At 71.8% G+C, this 16,287-nt stretch carries 14 protein-coding genes; 9 read left to right on the plus strand and 5 right to left on the minus strand.

The features are described 5' to 3' along the window. Positions 1–84: 84 nt before the first annotated feature. Both STRIP9103_RS09960 and STRIP9103_RS09965 read right to left on the minus strand, forming a co-directional pair. Positions 85–984, minus strand: coding sequence for an ATP-grasp domain-containing protein (locus tag STRIP9103_RS09960; RefSeq protein WP_009306826.1), 900 nt, complete (start codon positions 982–984; stop codon positions 85–87). 184 nt (positions 985–1,168) lie between these two features. Continuing rightward, the gene (locus STRIP9103_RS09965; RefSeq protein WP_048820011.1) at positions 1,169–2,044 is read right to left on the minus strand and encodes a DUF3152 domain-containing protein; all 876 of its coding nucleotides are present in this window, start codon (positions 2,042–2,044) and stop codon (positions 1,169–1,171) included. A gap of 479 nt (positions 2,045–2,523) precedes the next feature. Between STRIP9103_RS09965 and STRIP9103_RS09970 the strand changes: the two genes are divergently transcribed. Next, entirely contained in the window at positions 2,524–3,576 is a 1,053-nt protein-coding gene (locus STRIP9103_RS09970; protein ID WP_009306777.1) for a MerR family transcriptional regulator, read from the plus strand. 58 nt (positions 3,577–3,634) lie between these two features. On the opposite strand, the gene STRIP9103_RS09975 is transcribed toward STRIP9103_RS09970, so the two are convergent. Beyond that, positions 3,635–4,345 carry a FadR/GntR family transcriptional regulator gene (locus tag STRIP9103_RS09975; protein ID WP_009306734.1) on the minus strand — a complete coding sequence of 237 codons (711 nt, stop codon included), beginning with the start codon at positions 4,343–4,345 and terminating at the stop codon, positions 3,635–3,637. A 227-nt stretch (positions 4,346–4,572) separates the two neighbouring features. Between STRIP9103_RS09975 and STRIP9103_RS09980 the strand changes: the two genes are divergently transcribed. From STRIP9103_RS09980 to STRIP9103_RS10000, 5 genes are all read left to right on the plus strand, one after another. After that, on the plus strand, positions 4,573–5,940 hold the full coding sequence (locus STRIP9103_RS09980) for an SLC13 family permease (protein WP_009306757.1): 1,368 nt from the start codon (positions 4,573–4,575) through the stop codon (positions 5,938–5,940). A 79-nt stretch (positions 5,941–6,019) separates the two neighbouring features. After that, the gene (locus STRIP9103_RS09985) at positions 6,020–7,471 is read left to right on the plus strand and encodes an acyl-CoA synthetase (protein ID WP_009306769.1); all 1,452 of its coding nucleotides are present in this window, start codon (positions 6,020–6,022) and stop codon (positions 7,469–7,471) included. Continuing rightward, on the plus strand, positions 7,464–8,828 hold the full coding sequence (locus STRIP9103_RS09990) for a carboxyl transferase domain-containing protein (protein ID WP_009306762.1): 1,365 nt from the start codon (positions 7,464–7,466) through the stop codon (positions 8,826–8,828). Before STRIP9103_RS09985 ends, STRIP9103_RS09990 begins: the two co-directional genes overlap by 8 nt. Before the next feature lie 252 nt (positions 8,829–9,080). Further along, complete coding sequence (locus tag STRIP9103_RS09995) at positions 9,081–10,139, plus strand: rod shape-determining protein (RefSeq protein WP_048820019.1); 1,059 nt, start codon at positions 9,081–9,083, stop codon at positions 10,137–10,139. 232 nt (positions 10,140–10,371) lie between these two features. Beyond that, positions 10,372–10,860, plus strand: coding sequence for a hypothetical protein (locus tag STRIP9103_RS10000; RefSeq protein ID WP_009306816.1), 489 nt, complete (start codon positions 10,372–10,374; stop codon positions 10,858–10,860). A gap of 45 nt (positions 10,861–10,905) precedes the next feature. Here STRIP9103_RS10000 and STRIP9103_RS10005 read toward each other — a convergent pair whose 3' ends face one another. After that, the gene (locus tag STRIP9103_RS10005; protein ID WP_009306736.1) at positions 10,906–11,820 is read right to left on the minus strand and encodes a DUF4231 domain-containing protein; all 915 of its coding nucleotides are present in this window, start codon (positions 11,818–11,820) and stop codon (positions 10,906–10,908) included. A gap of 241 nt (positions 11,821–12,061) precedes the next feature. On the opposite strand from STRIP9103_RS10005, the gene fxsA reads away from it, so the two are divergent. Further along, positions 12,062–12,244 carry an FxSxx-COOH cyclophane-containing RiPP peptide gene (gene fxsA, locus STRIP9103_RS10010; protein ID WP_048820013.1) on the plus strand — a complete coding sequence of 61 codons (183 nt, stop codon included), beginning with the start codon at positions 12,062–12,064 and terminating at the stop codon, positions 12,242–12,244. Between the two features lie 21 nt (positions 12,245–12,265). Here fxsA and STRIP9103_RS46205 read toward each other — a convergent pair. After that, a protein-coding gene (locus STRIP9103_RS46205) for an IS5 family transposase (protein WP_411572367.1) occupies positions 12,266–13,140 on the minus strand; the annotation gives its coding sequence in 2 pieces (ribosomal slippage) (positions 12,266–12,748 and positions 12,751–13,140; 873 coding nt in all). A gap of 145 nt (positions 13,141–13,285) precedes the next feature. Between STRIP9103_RS46205 and fxsBH the strand changes: the two genes are divergently transcribed. Then, a complete protein-coding gene (fxsBH, locus tag STRIP9103_RS10025) occupies positions 13,286–15,448 on the plus strand; it encodes a radical SAM/SPASM protein FxsBH, inactivated beta-hydroxylase extension form (protein WP_009306830.1) in 2,163 nt (720 codons plus the stop codon). Continuing rightward, a complete protein-coding gene (locus tag STRIP9103_RS10030) occupies positions 15,441–16,214 on the plus strand; it encodes an AAC(3) family N-acetyltransferase (RefSeq protein ID WP_009306797.1) in 774 nt (257 codons plus the stop codon). The genes fxsBH and STRIP9103_RS10030 overlap by 8 nt, the downstream gene beginning before the upstream one ends. The last annotated feature ends 73 nt before the right edge of the window (positions 16,215–16,287 follow it).

The raw sequence follows: 16,287 nt of genomic DNA on the forward strand, positions 1-16,287 counted from the left end.
GGCACGGCCCGTTCGCCCCCTTCCTGGATTGCCGCCTGTCCGGGTGAGAGGACCCGGCGGGTCGAAGACGGCCGGAGGGCGCGGTCAGCGCTCGGCGGTGGCCGCCGTCAGGATCGCCTCGACCACGCGCGGCAGCGAGTCGGTGTGGAGGGACAGGAAGAGATTGGGCTCGACGAGTTCCAGCTCCATGACGCACGGCTGCCCGTCCTCCCCGGTGACGAGGTCGACCCGCGCGTACAGCAGCTCGGCCGACCCCGGTACGGCGGCCAGCGCCCGTTCGGCGACGGAGAGTTCGGCCTCGGTCGGGGGCCAGGGCACCAGGTCCGGGTGGGCGACCTTGTCGGCGTCGTACGCGGTGCCGGGCGAGAGCACCGCCCCCTTCCGGCTGGCGTGCAGCAGCCGGCCCCCGAAGAACTGCAGCGCCCGCTCCCCCTCGGTGTCGATGCTCGTCATGAACGGCTGCACCATCGCCGTGAACCCCTCGGCGTGCATCCGCTCGACATGCCGTACGGCGGTCTCCCGCTGCCCGGGGGTGTATCGCGCGGCGAACCGGGCGCCCGCGCCGGAGGTCGGCTTCACCACGTACTCGTACGCGTCGGGCAGCCCGCCCTCGACCGGGTCGCCCGGCGCGAGATAGGCGGTCGGCACGACGGGCACCCCGGCCGCCGCGAGGTCACCGAGGTACCGCTTGTCGGTGTTCCACCGCACGACCTCGGCCGGGTTGGCGAGCCGGGTGGCCTTGCCGCACCGCTCCACCCAGGCCACGAACTCCGCCGCCCGCCAGCTGTAGTCCCAGGTGGACCGTATGACGACCAGGTCGTAGCCGGACCAGTCCGCCTCCGGGTCGTCCCAGTGCACGGCCGCCGCGTCCGCCCCCGCCTCGCGCAGGGCGCGCACCAGCCCCGGCAGATCCCGGTCGGCGCCGGCCTCCGCGCCGGGGTCGTAGGTGGCGACGGCTATACGGGGGGCGGCTGTGCGGGCCACGGGGACTCCACTCTCGTAGGTCGGTCGTCGGGACTGCCGTTCGACGGCTGGTCTCGGCGCAGGCTAACAACCCCGGATGACCAGGACGGAATGACCAGGACGGAGCGGTTTCGCGTCGGCGCCCGGCGGCGACTTCCGGCTCAGGGCACGACGGGCCCGGGCTCAGGGCACCACGGGCCCGGGCTCAGGGCACGGCGGGCCCCGTGATGAGCCGCCCGTTCTCGTCGTACGGCCAGACATTGGGGACGCAGCCCTTCATGCCCTTGATCTGCTGCATCATCGCGGGGGCCGGTTTGCCCTCGCCGGGGCAGGTGACGTGGCCGTGGCCGAGGAAGTGGCCGACCTCGTGGTTGATGATCAGGGCGCGGTAGGCCTTGACGTCGTCCGCGTAGACGGGGGTCGCCAGTTCCCAGCGCTCAAGGTTGACCATGACGTTCTCGCCGACGTTGCAGTTGTAGTCGCCGCGGGTGTCCAGGCCGAACTCGCCGCAGATGTCGTCGACGGTGCCGGGGGTCGCGACCTTGACGACGAAGTCGGTGGCGCCACTGGAGACCCGCTGGAACGCCGATGTGCCGTCCGCCGTCCAGCCGCGCGGGTCCCGCAGGATGCCCTCCACCTCCTCGGCGACGTCCGAGGCGGACAGCGACAGCCCCTTCTCGACCTCGACCCGGTAGCGCAGGGCCGTCCCCTTGCCCACCTTGGCGCTCTTGCCGGAGGCCACGGTGAACGTGCCCGGCCCGGTCTCGGGGATGGTGGTACGACGGGGCGGGCTGGGTGACGTACTCGGGGAGGTGTCGGGGGAGGTGCTGGGGGAGGTGTCCGGGGACCCCTCGGGGGACGCGCCGAGCGAGGCGGTCGGGGAGGTGCCGGGGGTGGACCGGGAGGGGTCGGGTGAGGGCTCGGACGCGTCCTCGGGGGTGGGCTCGCCGGACGTGGTGGGCCCGGCGTCGGCGGATGACTCGCCCTTGCCGTCCTTGTCGCCGGTCGCCCAGTCCACGGCCACGAACCCGGTGGCGGCCAGGACGACCGTCACCGCGAGGCCTCCCCACAAGGGCGCCATGCCTCGGCGCGCGGGACCCTTGCCTCGACGCCCGGACGTCTTCCTCCGCCGGCCGCCTCCGGAGCCGGTGCCCGTTCCCGGGCGCCCTGAGGCGCGCCCGGCGGCGCGTGCGGAACCGGCGTGCGCGGAGCCGCCTCGGCCTCTGGCGGCGTGTGCGGAGCCGCTTCGGCGCCGGTGGCCGCGGGAAGGTGTCGCGTCGGGTGTCGCATCGTGTGCGGTCATGTTCCTTCAGAGTGTGATCGGGATGTGATCGGATGTGGCCCGATCGATCACGAAACGATAACGGGTGTTTGACGCGCGCATGCCTCGCTCGGTGAATCTCCTCCGGAACACATGGTTGACCTTCACCTTTGGTGAAGCCCCAGCCTCGATGGCGGAACGAGGAACGGCCGCGAGGAAATCAGCCGCGGCCGGCAGGACAAGCGGGACCAGGGCTGAGCAAAGGTGGGCAAGGGGGAGCTGTGGTGGAGACCGGAGGCATGCTGACGATCGGGGCGTTCGCGAAGGCGTGCCGGCTGTCGCCGAAGGCGCTGCGGCTCTACGACGAGCTGGACCTGCTCCGGCCCGCCCGCGTCGACCCGGACACCGGCTACCGCTACTACGCCGCCGAGCAGCTGGAACAGGCCCGGCTGGTGGCGTGGCTGCGCCGACTCGGCATGCCGCTGGCCCGTATCCGTACGGTCTGCTCGCTCGACCCGGGCCCGGCGGCACGGGAGATCCGGGCGTACTGGGCCGGGGTCGAGGCCGAGACGGCGACCCGGCGCGACCTGGCGGCGTTCCTCGTGGACCACCTCACCGGCTCCTCAGGGAAGGACACCACCATGCTGGAACTCCGTTACGCCGCGCTCTCCGACACCGGACTGGTCCGCGCCGCCAACCAGGACACCGCCTACGCCGGCACCCGCGTCCTCGCCGTGGCCGACGGCTTCGGCCCGGCCGGCGCGCCCGCGAGCACGGCGGCCGTGGAGGCGCTGAAGACCCTGGACCGCGAGACCCTCCCGGCGGGCGGCGTGCTGAACCTGCTGGAGGACGCGGTACGGGGCGCGACGACCGCCGTACGGGAGATCGCGGGCGGCGGGGAGGACGGTACGACCCTCACCGCGATGCTCTGGACCGGCTCCCAGCTCGCCCTCGTCCACATCGGCGACTCCCGCGCGTATCTGCTCCGCGACGGCGAACTGTTCCGGATCACCCACGACCACACCGTCGTCCAGTCGATGATCGACGAGGGCCGCCTGACCCCGGAGGAGGCCACGGCCCACCCTCAACGGTCCCTGCTCCTCAAGGCGTTGACCACCGACGACACCATCTCCACCCCCGACCTCCGCCTCCAGGACGCCCACCCCGCCGACCGCTACCTCCTCTGCTCCGACGGTCTCTCGGGCGTGGTCCCGGAACCGGCCATCCAGCGGATCCTGACCTCGGTCCAGGACCCGGAGACGGCCGTACGCCGACTGATCACCGAGGCGAACGAGGCGGGCGGCCCGGACAACGTGAGCTGCGTCGTGGCGGACGTGGTGGCCAAGCCATGACCGATGCCGGGGGGTGACCATTGCCGGGGGCGGGGTCGGGGTCGAGGTCGGGCCACGGCTAGGCGGGCGAGTCCCCCGGGTCCCAGTCCAGCAGGCGGACCTTCGCGACTGTGCGTACGTGGCGGCGCATCGCGGTGGCCGCCTGTTTGGGGTGTCCGGCGGCGATGGCGTCGAGGATGGCCTGGTGCTGGGCGAGGGAGCGGGTGGGGCGGCCCGGCTGGCGAAGGGACTCGGTGCGGCTCTCGGCGATCTGGTCGGCGATGGAGCGCATGAACTCGGCGAGCAGACCGCTGTGCGCCGCCGCCGTGACCGCCGCGTGGAAGAGCCGGTCGCCCTCGACGCCGTGCCCGTCCCGCTCGATCTCCTCGGCCATGTGCGCGAGCGCGCCCCGCATCGCCGCCAGGTCCTCCTCCGTACGCCGCTCGGCGGCCAGTTCGGCGAGCTTGGTCTCCAGCGCCTCGCGGGCGTCCAGCACATCGGGCAGACGCCGCCGACGCTCGACCATCCTCTCCACCGGTTCGGCGTCGAGGCTGTCCCGGACGAGATATGTCCCGCCGCCGTGCCGCGCCTCCACCAGGCCCTGGACCTCCAGGACGACGATCGCCTGCTTGACCGAGGCCCGGCTGACGCCCAGCCGCTGGGCCAGATCCCGCTCGGGCGGAAGCCGGTCACCGGCCTTGAGGCCCCCCTCGGCGACGTACTGACGTAGCCGGTCGAGCACCTGCTCGTACAGACGCTGCTTGGCCATGGGGCGCAGGGCATCGGTCACGGGTTCCCCCTCTCGTCCGGGAGCGTAACACCGGGTCCTGGCAGTGGACCGGTGGCTGACTGGCCAAGTGGCTGAGCCAATTTCGGTCCACCCCCTTGACGCCACCCTCGTACGCCCCCACGCTGACCCTTCATAAGTGGCTCAGCCACTCGACCACTTATCCCCACCGCCCTTCCTCCCCCCTCTCCCTCCCCCCAGTCGCCCGGGACCCAACGACGGGAGCCCGCATGTCCCCCCAACTCATCTCGATCCTCGTCCTCGCCGTGGTGTTCGTCATCGCCACCACCCGCTCCGTGAACATGGGCGCCCTGGCCTTCGCCGCCGCCTTCGGGGTGGGCGAGCTCGTCGCCGACCTCGACGCGGACGGCATCTTCGCCGGCTTCCCCGGCGACCTGTTCGTCGTCCTGGTCGGCGTCACGTACCTCTTCGCGATCGCCCGAGCCAACGGCACCACCGACTGGCTGGTGCATGCCTCGATCCGGCTGGTCCGGGGCCGGGTGGCCCTCATCCCCTGGGTGATGTTCGCCCTCACCGGCACCCTCACGGCGATCGGCGCGGTCAGCCCCGCCGCCGTCGCCATCGTCGCCCCCATCGCCCTGAGCTTCGCCGCGCAGTACGGCATCAGCCCGCTGCTCATGGGCGCGATGGTGGTCCACGGTGCCCAGGGCGGCGGCTTCTCCCCCATCAGCATCTACGGGACGATCGTCAACGGCATAGTCGAACGCGAAAACCTCCCCGGCAGCGAACTGGCCCTCTTCCTGACCTCCCTGGTCATCAACATCGCGATCGCGGCCGTGGTCTTCGTCCTGTTCGGGGGTCTGAGGCTGTGGAAGCAGGGGTCCGTGGAGACCACCTCCGACCCGGCCGACCCGGCTGACCCGGCTGACCCGGCTGACCCGGCTGCGGGCAGCCCCGCCACCGCTGAGGTGGCTGCGGGCCATCGTGTTGCCGGGGCGGCAACGACCGTCGCCGTAGCCACCCCACCCGACACCCCGCACCTGACGCCCGCACGCACAGCCACCCTCACCGCCCTCGCCGCCCTGGTCATCGCGGTCCTCGCCCTGGACCTGGACGCGGGCCTCACCGCGATCACCCTCGCGGTCCTCCTCAGCGCCGTCTGGCCGGAGGACAGCCGCAAGGCGGTGACGCGGATCGCCTGGTCCACAGTCCTCCTGATCTGCGGCGTCCTCACCTACGTAGGCGTACTGGACGAACTGGGCACCATCACCTGGGCCGGCGAGGGCGTCAGTGACATCGGCATCCCCCTGCTGGCAGCGGTCCTGCTCTGCTACATCGGCGCGATCGTCTCGGCGTTCGCCTCGTCCGTAGGCATCATGGGCGCCCTGATCCCCCTCGCCGTACCGTTCCTGGCACGGGGCGAGATCGGCGCGGTCGGCATGATCGCGGCACTCGCCGTCTCGGCGACGGTCGTGGACGTCAGCCCCTTCTCCACGAACGGCGCACTGGTGCTGGCGGCGGCACCGGACGTGGACCGTGAGCGTTTCTTCCGACAGCTGATGATCTACGGGGGGATCGTGGTGGCGGTGGTACCGGCGGTGGTGTGGCTGGTGCTGGTCGTACCGGGCTGGGGGTAGACCACCCAAGGCGACCACGCCGATGAAGGCGACTGACGATGAAGGCAACTGCTGAGGCAACACCGAAGGAGTACGACACGTGTCCCCTCTCTTCCCGGCCCTGACCGGCAACCCGGCCGAGCGCCCCGCCCTCCGCTTCGGCGACCGCGGGCTGACGTACGGCGAACTCGGCACCGCGGCCGGCGCGCTGGCGGAACGGATCCGCGGGACGGGCCGGATCGCCGTGTGGGCGACACCGACGCTGGAGACGGCCGTCGGTGTCGTGGCCGTCCTGCTCGCCGGTGTGGCCGCCGTACCGCTCAACCCCAAGTCCGGGGAGAAGGAACTCGGCCACATCCTGTCCGACAGCGCGCCGTCACTCGTGCTGGCCGCCCCCGGCGACGAACTCCCCGCCCCCGTCCGGGAGTTGGACCGCATCGACATCGACGTGCGCGCGACCGACGGGACCGTTCCGGAGGACCGGACCCACGACGACGACCCCGCCCTCGTCGTCTACACCTCCGGCACCACCGGCCCGCCCAAGGGCGCCGTCATCCCCCGCCGAGCCATCGCGACGACCCTGGACGCCCTGGCCGACGCCTGGCAGTGGACCGGCGACGACGTCCTGGTCCACGGCCTGCCCCTCTTCCATGTGCACGGCCTGGTCCTGGGCATCCTCGGCCCGCTGCGGCGCGGCGGCGCGGTCCGTCACCTGGGCAGGTTCGACACGGAAGGGGTCGCCCGGGAGCTGTCGTCCGGCGCGACGATGCTGTTCGGCGTCCCGACGATGTACCACCGCATCGCGGAGGCCCTGCCCACCGACCCGGCGCTGGCGAAGGCCCTGGCCGGCGCCCGACTCCTCGTCTCCGGCTCGGCCGCCCTCCCCGTGCACGACCACGAGCGGATCGCGACGGCGACCGGCCGCCGTGTGATCGAGCGGTACGGCATGACCGAGACTCTGATGAACACCAGCGTCCGCGCCGACGGCGAACCCCGCGCCGGAACCGTCGGAGTCCCGCTGCCGGGTGTGGAGCTGAGGCTGGTGGAGGACGACGGCACCCCTCTCACGGCGTACGACGGCGAATCGGTCGGCGAGATCCAGGTACGCGGCCCGAACCTGTTCACCGAGTACCTCAACCGCCCCGACGCCACCGCCGCCGCGTTCACCCCGGACGGCTGGTTCCGCACCGGCGACATGGCGGTCCGCGACCCCGACGGCTACGTACGGATCGTCGGCCGCAAGGCCACCGACCTGATCAAGAGCGGCGGTTACAAGATCGGCGCGGGCGAGATCGAGAACGCGCTCCTGGAACACCCGGGGGTACGGGAGGCCGCCGTCACCGGTGAACCGGACCCGGACCTCGGCGAACGCGTGGTCGCCTGGATCGTCCCCGCCGACCCCCAATCCCCGCCGTCCGCCGACGAGTTGGCGAGCCACGTCGCCACCCGTCTGGCCCCTCACAAGCGCCCGCGAACCGTCCACTACCTCGGCGCTCTCCCCCGCAACGACATGGGCAAGATCATGAAGCGGGCGCTGAAGACGGATGACTGAGCGACCGACCGAGGAGACGCGCCCCTCGGCCCGCGAGGCCATCGCCCTGATCGCCGACGACTTCGCCGAACTCCCGTACCCCATGAGGAGGTCCGAGCCCGACGGCCCCCTGGCCTGGCACGGCTACGACGCCTCACGCGCCCGCGCCGCCGAACGCACCGGGGAGGAGGAGTCGGTGATCTGCGGTCACGCGCGAGTCGGCGCCACCCCGGCCGTCCTGATCGCCTTCGAGTTCGGCTTCCTCGGCGGCTCCCTGGGCGAACGCACCGGCGACCGTCTGGAGTCGGCGTACACCTACGCCCGTGACCACCGCCTGCCGGTGGTCTCCCTGGTCGCCACCGGCGGCAGCCGTATGCAGGAGGGCATGCGCGCCCTCACCCAACTCCAGCGTGTGGCCCGCCAGTCGGCGCTCACCCGTGAGGCGGGCCTCCCCCAGATCGCCGTCCTCCGCGACCCCACGACGGGCGGCGGCTGGGCCACCCTCGGCGCCGGCGCCGACATCATCCTCGCCCTCCCCCACGCCCAGGTCGGCTTCGCCGGCTCCCGGGTCCGCCCACCCGACGCGGACCCGGCGGCGTACACGGCCGAGTCCCAGGTGGCGACAGGCGCGGCGGACGCGGTCGTCCACCCGGAGGACCTACGGGCGACCCTGGCCCTGTGGCTGCGCCTGCTGACGACCCCCTCACCTACCCCGGCACCCCCTCCCTCCGCTCTGTTCTCGTTCCCCGCCCTCCCCGCCACCGGCTGGGAAGCCGTGACCCGCGCCCGCTCCCCCGAGCGCCCCCGAGCGGACACCTACCTGGACGCCTACTTCACCCGTCGCACCACCATCAGCGGCGACCGAGTCGGCGGCGGCACCGACCCCGGCATGACCTGCGGCTTCGGCGACCGCGAGGGCCGGACCATCGCCTACGCCGCCCAACGCGGCACACCCACCCGCCCCACCGGCTACCGCACGGCCGCCCGCCTGATCCGCCTGGCCGACCGTCTCGGCATCCCCGTCCTCACCCTCGTGGACACCCCGGGTGCCGCGAACGACGCGGAAGCCGAACGCCAGGCCGCGGGCGCGGCCATCGCCGACCTCTTCACCACGGTCGCCACCGCCCACACCCCCATCACCACCCTCCTCATCGGCGAAGGCGGCTCAGGCGGCGCCCTGGCCCTGGCCGCCCCCGACCACACCTGGGCCACCCCCGACAGTTACTTCTCGGTGATCGCCCCGGAACTGGCCACCGCCATACTCAAACGCCCGAAGACCGAGATCCACGCCACGGCCGCCCAGCTCCGACTGCGTCCACAGGACTTGGTGGATCTGGGTGTCGTACGGGGCATCGTCGATCCGTCGGCCGGGGCGTGAAGGAGGCGCGGCGATGCCTGCGCCGCCTCCCCGGACCGCAGACACCGCGCCCGCCCCTACCGCGCCACCGACCGTGTCGTCCAACTGGTCGCCCCTCACGGAACCACCCGTCCAGCCCCACCCCACCCGGCCCACTCCAACAGGCGGCCCGCCCCCCATCCCGCTCACGATGGCAAGGGAAACCAGGAACCGCCGCCCGGCGGTCCGTACGGCCCGTGTTTCTCGGGAGGATCCGCCGCGATGACCAGCACCATGAGCGCCAGCCTCGAACAGCTCCGCCGTTGTCATTTCGCCGTCGATCTGGGGGCGGCGCGGACCAGGGTGTTCGTGAAGGGCGCGGGTCTGGTGGTGGACCAGCCGAGCGTGGCGGCGGTGAACACGCGGACGGGTGCGCTGATCGCGGTCGGGGAGTTCGCGGAGAAGATGATGGGCCGTACGCCCGACTACATCCGGGTCGTACGGCCCGTCTCCGGCGGGACGGTGGTCGACATCGAGATGGCCCAGCGCATGCTGCGCCATCTGCTCGGCGACAAGGTCCGCCGCACGCTGCGCCGCAAGCCGGTGCTGCGCGGCGCCGCCTGCACCCCGCACGACGCCGACCCCCTCGCCCAGCGCGCCACGATCGAGACGCTGGTGGGCCTGGGCGCCCGCCGCGTCGAACTCGTCGACACGCTGATCGCGGCGGCGGTCGGCTGCGGCCTGCCGGTGGAGCAGCCGGAGGCGACCATGATCATGGTCTGCGGTGCCGCCGCCACCCAGCTCGCCGTGCTCTCCCTCGGCTCGGTCGTCAACGCCGTCCGCGTCCCCGTCGGCGGCGAGGCCATCGACCACGCGATCGTGCAGCATCTGCGGCTCCATCACGAGCTGACCCTGCCCAGCCAGTCCGTACGCCCCCTCCAGCTCGCCCTCTCCGGCAACGGCCTCACCCCGCACGGCCCCGCCTCCACCGAGATCCACGGCCTCGACGTGGCCACCGGACTCGCCCGCTCCGTCCAGGTGGACACCGCCGCCGTGCGCGACGCCATCCAGACCCCTCTCACCGCCGTCGTCGACGGCATCGGCAAGGTCCTCCGCGACTGCCCGCCCGACCTGGTGGCCGACCTCGCCGACCGCGGCATCATGATGGTCGGCGGCAGCGCCCTGCTTCCCGGCTTCGACCAGATGCTCCGCCACGCCACCCGCATGCCGGTGTACATCGCCGAACGCCCCGACGTGTGCGCGGCCCTCGGCGTCGGCGCCATGCTGGAGGGCCGCACGGTACCCCTCAGCGTCGTTCCCGTGAACGACGTGAACGACGTGAACGACGACTGACCGACCCGACCGACCGACTGGCCGTACGGTCCTGTTGTCCATCGACGAGATGTCCACGCCTGCTGTCGGCAGCACCCCGGGGCACAAGGGGGCGGCCGGAAATCCGGCGGTCACCTGACCGCCGCGCCTGTGAGCCCCCGGCGCCCCACCGAACGCCCGTACGTTCGTATCCGTACAACATCCGTGACGCTAAGGTGACTTCGACGACCGCGGCCACGGAGGTGAGGCTCGGATGGCAGGGCCCGTGACCCGGATCGGCATCACCGGACACCGTGTGATCCCGGACGCCGCCCTCCCCGTCGTACGCTCCGGTATCCGCGCCGAGCTGCGGGGCATCGCCTCGGCCCGGGTGCTGAGCAGCCTCGCCGAGGGGGCCGACCAGATGTTCGCCGAGATCGCCCTGGAGTACGGCATCCCGCTGACCGCGGTGATCCCCGCCACGGACTACGAGGCCCACCTCGGCGACGACCGGGTGAAGGCGTCGTACCGCAGACTCCTCAAGTGCAGCGCCGAGCGCGTGGAACTGCCGTACGAGCGCACCCATGACGAGGCGTACTACGCGGCCGGCCGCTACATCGTCGATCACGCCGACCGCATGCTCGCCGTCTGGGACGGCGCCCCCTCCCGCGGCCTCGGCGGCACCGCCGACATCGTCGACTACGCCCGCCACACGGGCGTCCCGGTGACAGTGCTGTGGAGCCCGGGCGTACGCCGCGCCTGACCCGCCTCACAACGCGTCCGATCCCGCCTCACCAGTGGCGTACCGTCAGGACCCGAACCGCACCAGCCAGTCCGTGTGCTGCGGCGACACCAGCCGTTCCGCCTCCGCGACCGCGTCCGCCCAGCCCTCCTCGGTGACGGTGGTGGACATGGCGACCCGGTGGGTCTCCAGGTCCTGTTCGACGAGCTTGTGGGCGTACGTCAGCGGGCGGTGGCGGCGGACCTCCTGCCAGGCGACACCGGCCGCGGCGGCGGCGCTGAGCACGCCGGTGGGGTCCCAGCGGCTGCCGATCGCACCCATCGCGCGCAGGACGGCGGTGACCAGGGCCAGCAGGGTCAGCAGGGTCGTCACGCCCGACCAGCGCACGGACGCCTGGTGGGCCTGCCCGGCCTTGTTGCCGTACCAGGCGAGTTGCTCGACCACCCGGTCGCGGAGGTAGATGTCCCGTCGCGCGACGAACCGCTTGGCGCGCACCGCCCGCATCCTCGTGGTGATCTGCCCGAGGCCGAGTTCGGCGGGGCTCTCCCGGGGGTCCTCCCACCCCACCTTCCGCAGTTCGCTGAGGCGTTCCTCCAGCCGTTCCGCGAACAGCGCCTCGGGGTTGGCGAGCCGGGAGTGGAACGGGCCCCCATGGACCATGTACTGCCAGGCCAGCGACTTGATCACCTCGGCGGCGGCCCGGTGGGCCTGCCAGTGGGCCCGGGCCCGCCGCCGCGAGACATGGATGCCGATCACGAAGGTCGCGGCGTACAGCACGGCGGCGACCGCCGACGGTATCCGGCTGCCCACCCGCTCGGCGAGGGAGGCGGTCGCGGTGGCGAGCAGCAGGACGAGCAGTTGGGTGCGGACTATGCGGAAGGACTCACCCTGATGGACCAGTGCCAGCTCGTCGCACACATGGAACAGCGGGGGCAGATCTCGATCACTCACCGTGGTGCTCGGGCCGGGCGTCGCCACCATGCAGGACCTCGCGCGGGATTGATGGAATTGACGGCCGAGTCATGCTCTCGTCAAACACGGAATGGCACCACCCCGCCACCCCCCTCCCTGCCTCGCCGCACCAGCCTCCCACGTGGTAAAAGAGTTTCGAAAGGCCTGTCGTCCACGCCCCCATTGTCCGAGCCCACCATCAGGATCGTGTCCGCAAGGGACCGATGGCAGAGCTGGTCCCTCACGCCCGGATGGAGAGACGAGACAGCCCATGAACAACCTTTTGGTCCCCAAGCCGCCCCGCACGGCACACAGCACCCCGTCGGCCCCCAAGGGGCTCGACCGGCTCACGGCGATCAACACGAGCGCGCCCGGCACCCTGCGGTCGATCGCGCGGGTGACGGACGTCCCAGGACGCCTCGACAGGTCGGCCGAGTTCAACTCGACCATCTAGGGTGCGTTTTGAAAGTGCTGGTCACAGCCACTCGTTGATGGCTGCGACCAGCACGGTCGCCTCGTAGCGAACTGCCAACTTGTCGTATCTCGTGGCGACAGCGCGGTGCCGCTTGAGGCGATTGATTCCGCACTCGACCGCGTGGCGCTCCTTGTAGTCGGCCTTGTCGAACTTAGGTGGCCGGCCGCCGTGGGAGCCGCGGTTCTTGCGGTTGGCGATCTGGTCGCGCTTCTCCGGGATCGTGCAGCGGATACCGCGCTTGCGCAGGTAGGCACGGTTCGCGCGGGAGCCGTACGCCTTGTCGGCACGCACCTTGTCCGGCCGGGTGCGCGGGCGGCCCGACCCGAGCCGGGGCACCCGGATGCGGCCCAAGACCACCTGGAACTGCGGGGAATCACCGCGCTGTCCTGCCGTGATGACCAGCGACATCGGTTTCTGGGCCTGCTCGACCGCCAGGTGGAGCTTGGTTGTCAGCCCGCCCCGGGAGCGTCCGAGCCCGTGGTCGTCGGGCTCGATGAACACACCGCCTGGCGGCTCGATCTGCAGATCCCCTTTTTGCGGGCGCCGGCCGCATGCTGGTGGGCGCGGGCGATGGTCGAGTCCACCGAGACGTCCCAGGTGATCAGTCCCTCGGCGTCGGCCTGGGCCTGCAGCTGTTCGAAGATGCGGTGCCAGGTGCCGTCCCGCTGCCAGCGGCGGAACAGGCCGTAGACCGTCTCCCACGGGCCATAGCGCTCGGGCACGTCCCGCCAGGAAGCACCGGCGCGGGTGCGCCACCGTATGCCGTCTATCAGTTGCCGCTTGGTGTGCACCGGTGGCCGTCCAGGCTTCTTGCCGACCGGGAGCAGGGGCTCCAGCTTCGCCCACTGTGTATTCGTCAGATCATGCCGCCCCACGAAGTGGGATCTTGACACATCAAGATCCACATATGAAACGCACCCTAGGGCTTCCACCACCGAGGCCCCAATCTCCTTGATCATCAAGGGGGTTGGGGCCTCGGCATGTCCGCCGCCGACCGCCCCGGCGCGTACACTGCGGGAAGTGACGGACTTCCACGACCAGCGGTCGATCCATCAACTGGTCCTCAAGATCCACAGTCGCTGCGACCTCGCCTGCGACCACTGTTACGTGTACGAGCACGCGGACCAGAGCTGGAAGTCCCGGCCGATCCTGATCGCCGAGGAAACCGTGGAACGGGTCGCCCGTCGACTCGCGGAATATGCCACGGTCAAAGGACTGGAATCCGTGGCCGTCATTCTGCACGGCGGGGAACCCCTGCTCGTCGGCCCGGCCCGACTGCGGCACATCTGCGCGGAACTCACCCGCGTCATCGCCCCGGTAACGGCACTGGACCTGCGTATTCACACCAATGGCGTGCAATTGAACAGACGCCATTTGGAAGTGTTCGGGGAATTCGGAGTGAAGGTCGGGATTTCGCTCGACGGCGACCGCGCCGCGAACGACCGCCATCGGCTGGACCGCCGGGGCCGCAGCAGCTACGACCGGGTGCTGCGGGCGCTGGACCTCCTCCGGCTGCCGGAGTACCGGCACCTCTACCAGGGCCTGCTGTGCACCGTGGACGTGGCCAACGACCCGGTCGCGGTGCACGACGCGCTCACCGCGCTGGAACCGCCCCGCATCGACTATCTGCTCCCCCACTCCACCTGGGACAACCCGCCTCCGGGGCACGGCGAGGGCACCCCGTACGCGGACTGGCTGCTGAAGGTGTTCGACCGCTGGGAGGCACAGGGCCGGCCCATGCCGGTACGCACCTTCGACTCGGTGCTGAGCACCCTGCGCGGCGGCCCCAGCCTCACCGAGGCGATGGGGCTCGCGCCGAGCGATCTGGCGGTCGTCGAGACCGACGGCACGTTCGAGCAGGCGGACTCGCTCAAGACGGCGTACGACGGCGCTCCCGCCACCGGCTACGACGTGCTCCACCACACCTTCCAGGAGTTCGCCGACCACCCCGGCGTGCGTGCGCGCCAACTCGGGCTCGACGGGATCAGCGAGACCTGCCGCCGCTGCCCGGTCGTCCGGTCCTGCGGTGGCGGCCTCTACGCCCACCGGTACAGCGGCGAACGCGGCTTCGACAACCCGTCCGTGTACTGCGCCGATCTGCGCGCCTTCGTCGAGGGCGTCGCCGAGCGGATCACCGAGCACGCCCTCGCCCCGGCGGTCACCGGCCGCGACGAACTCCGGCTGGCCCATCTGGCGCTGGACCGGTCCCTGCTGGCCCGGGTGAACCGGAACCTGGCCGGGCACCCCGACTGGGACGCGGCCTGGCGGCTGCTCGACCGCCTCGACTCCGACGAGGGCACCGCCGCGCACCTCAACACGGTCCTCGCCCACCCCTACACCCGCCCCGCGCTGCACCGCTCCCTGGACGGCCCCGTCGATCTGCCCCGGTTCATGGCGGTGGCCACGGCGGCGGCCGTACTCGCGGAGGCGGAGACGACCCTCGGCTGGCACCAGCCGGGCACGGAGGCGCATCTGCCGACCCTGGGGACCGTACGGCTGGCACGGCCGGGCCGGGTGGAGTTCACGGTCACCGCGGACGGCTTCCGGGTGCGCGGCACGGAGAGCACGGACCCGGCCACCGAAGTGCCCGTGGAGTGGCGGCCGTTGGAGTCGCTGGACCCGGCCGACGGGCCGTCGGCGCTGATCGACGACGCCGACCCGTACCGCGACTGCTACCCGGTGCCGGTCGCGGCGCCGCTGAGCCCGAGCGATCTGGCGCTTTTCGGCAAGCGGCTGCGCGCGGCGTACGAGATGCTGGAAGCCCGCGAGCCCGGTTGGCGCGAGGGTGTCAACGCGTTGCTCGCCACCACGATCACGCCGCTGGCGGCGGGCTCGGGACTGCGGCTCGGTTCGCACGGGCCGGGTGCTCTCGGGGTGGCCGTCGACTTCGAACCGGAGGAGTTCGTGCGTCAACTGCCCCTGCTGGGAAGACGGGCCAGACTCAGCGCGCTGCGCGAGGTCACGGACCTGCATGTGCCCGGCAACGCCGCCGGACGGCTGCTCGACGAGGCGAGCGAGCGCCTCGGCCGGGCCGCCGCGCGCCCCGGGGACGCCGTCGAGTCGCTGGCGGAGGCCGGGCGGGCCCTGGAACGGCTCGCCGCGCTTCCCCCGGGCGAACTCACGCAGAGCGGCGCCCACTTCGCCGACGAGCTGGCGCGGGAATGGGCGGGGCTCCATGGCTGATCCCGCTCGGCTCCGCGAGGAGATAGGGAGGTTGGGCATCCGGGGCGGCGGGGTGCTCATGGTGCACGCGTCCCTCGGTGGAACCGGCCTCGCCCCCGGCGCCGTACGCGATGTCCTCCTGGACGCGCTCGGCCCCGGCGGCACCCTCGTCGTACCGGCCTTCACACCGGAGAACTCCGACACCTCCCCCGCGTACCACCGCCGGACCGAGGGGATGAGCGAGCGGGAGAAGGCCGAGTTCCGGGCGTCGATGCCGCCCTTCGAGCCGGACACCTCGCCCTGCCCGACGATGGGCGCGCTCGCCGAGTGCGTGCGGACCACCCCGGGCGCGGTCCGCAGCCTCCATCCGCAGACCTCCTTCGCCGGACTCGGGCCCCGGGCCGCGGAGTTGCTCGCCGACCACGACCCGTACTGCCACCTCGGCGAGCGCTCCCCGCTGGCCTCGCTGTACGCGGCCGACGCCCAGATCCTGCTGCTGCGGGTGGGGTTCGAGGTGTGCACGGCGTTCCATCTGGCCGAGTACCGGATGCCCGGGCCGCCGCCGATCCGGACGTATCGTTGCGTGGTGAAGGCGACGGGGAATTGGATCGAGTACGAGGATCTCGACCTGCACGACGGGGACTTCGGCGAGATCGGGGCCCGGCTTCCGCGTGATCTTGTCACTGAGGGGGAAGTGGCGGGAAAGGCCGCAGTGCTCCTCGGGATGCGTGACGCCGTCGACACGGCCTGTGAACTGATGTCCGGATATCGTGGGGAAATGGCGTGAAACAAGCCACCGGGTGACGGTGGTGATCAGGCACATTGTTGGTCCGCCCGGATGACGGCTTCGCCAGGGGGCG

Source organism: Streptomyces ipomoeae 91-03 (genome assembly GCF_000317595.1).
In the GTDB taxonomy this organism is placed as follows: Bacteria; Actinomycetota; Actinomycetes; order Streptomycetales; family Streptomycetaceae; genus Streptomyces; species Streptomyces ipomoeae.

Bases quoted from the DNA above. Each gene is read 5' to 3' on its own strand.
- STRIP9103_RS09965 (WP_048820011.1), bottom strand. From the start codon at position 2,044: ATGGCGCCCTTGTGGGGAGGCCTCGCGGTGACGGTCGTCCTGGCCGCC.
- STRIP9103_RS09970 (WP_009306777.1), top strand. From the start codon at position 2,524: ATGCTGACGATCGGGGCGTTCGCGAAGGCGTGCCGGCTGTCGCCGAAG.
- STRIP9103_RS09980 (WP_009306757.1), top strand. From the start codon at position 4,573: ATGTCCCCCCAACTCATCTCGATCCTCGTCCTCGCCGTGGTGTTCGTC.
- STRIP9103_RS09990 (WP_009306762.1), top strand. From the start codon at position 7,464: ATGACTGAGCGACCGACCGAGGAGACGCGCCCCTCGGCCCGCGAGGCC.
- STRIP9103_RS09995 (WP_048820019.1), top strand. From the start codon at position 9,081: ATGAGCGCCAGCCTCGAACAGCTCCGCCGTTGTCATTTCGCCGTCGAT.
- STRIP9103_RS10000 (WP_009306816.1), top strand. From the start codon at position 10,372: ATGGCAGGGCCCGTGACCCGGATCGGCATCACCGGACACCGTGTGATC.
- STRIP9103_RS10005 (WP_009306736.1), bottom strand. From the start codon at position 11,820: ATGGTGGCGACGCCCGGCCCGAGCACCACGGTGAGTGATCGAGATCTG.
- fxsA (WP_048820013.1), top strand. From the start codon at position 12,062: ATGAACAACCTTTTGGTCCCCAAGCCGCCCCGCACGGCACACAGCACC.
- STRIP9103_RS10030 (WP_009306797.1), top strand. From the start codon at position 15,441: ATGGCTGATCCCGCTCGGCTCCGCGAGGAGATAGGGAGGTTGGGCATC.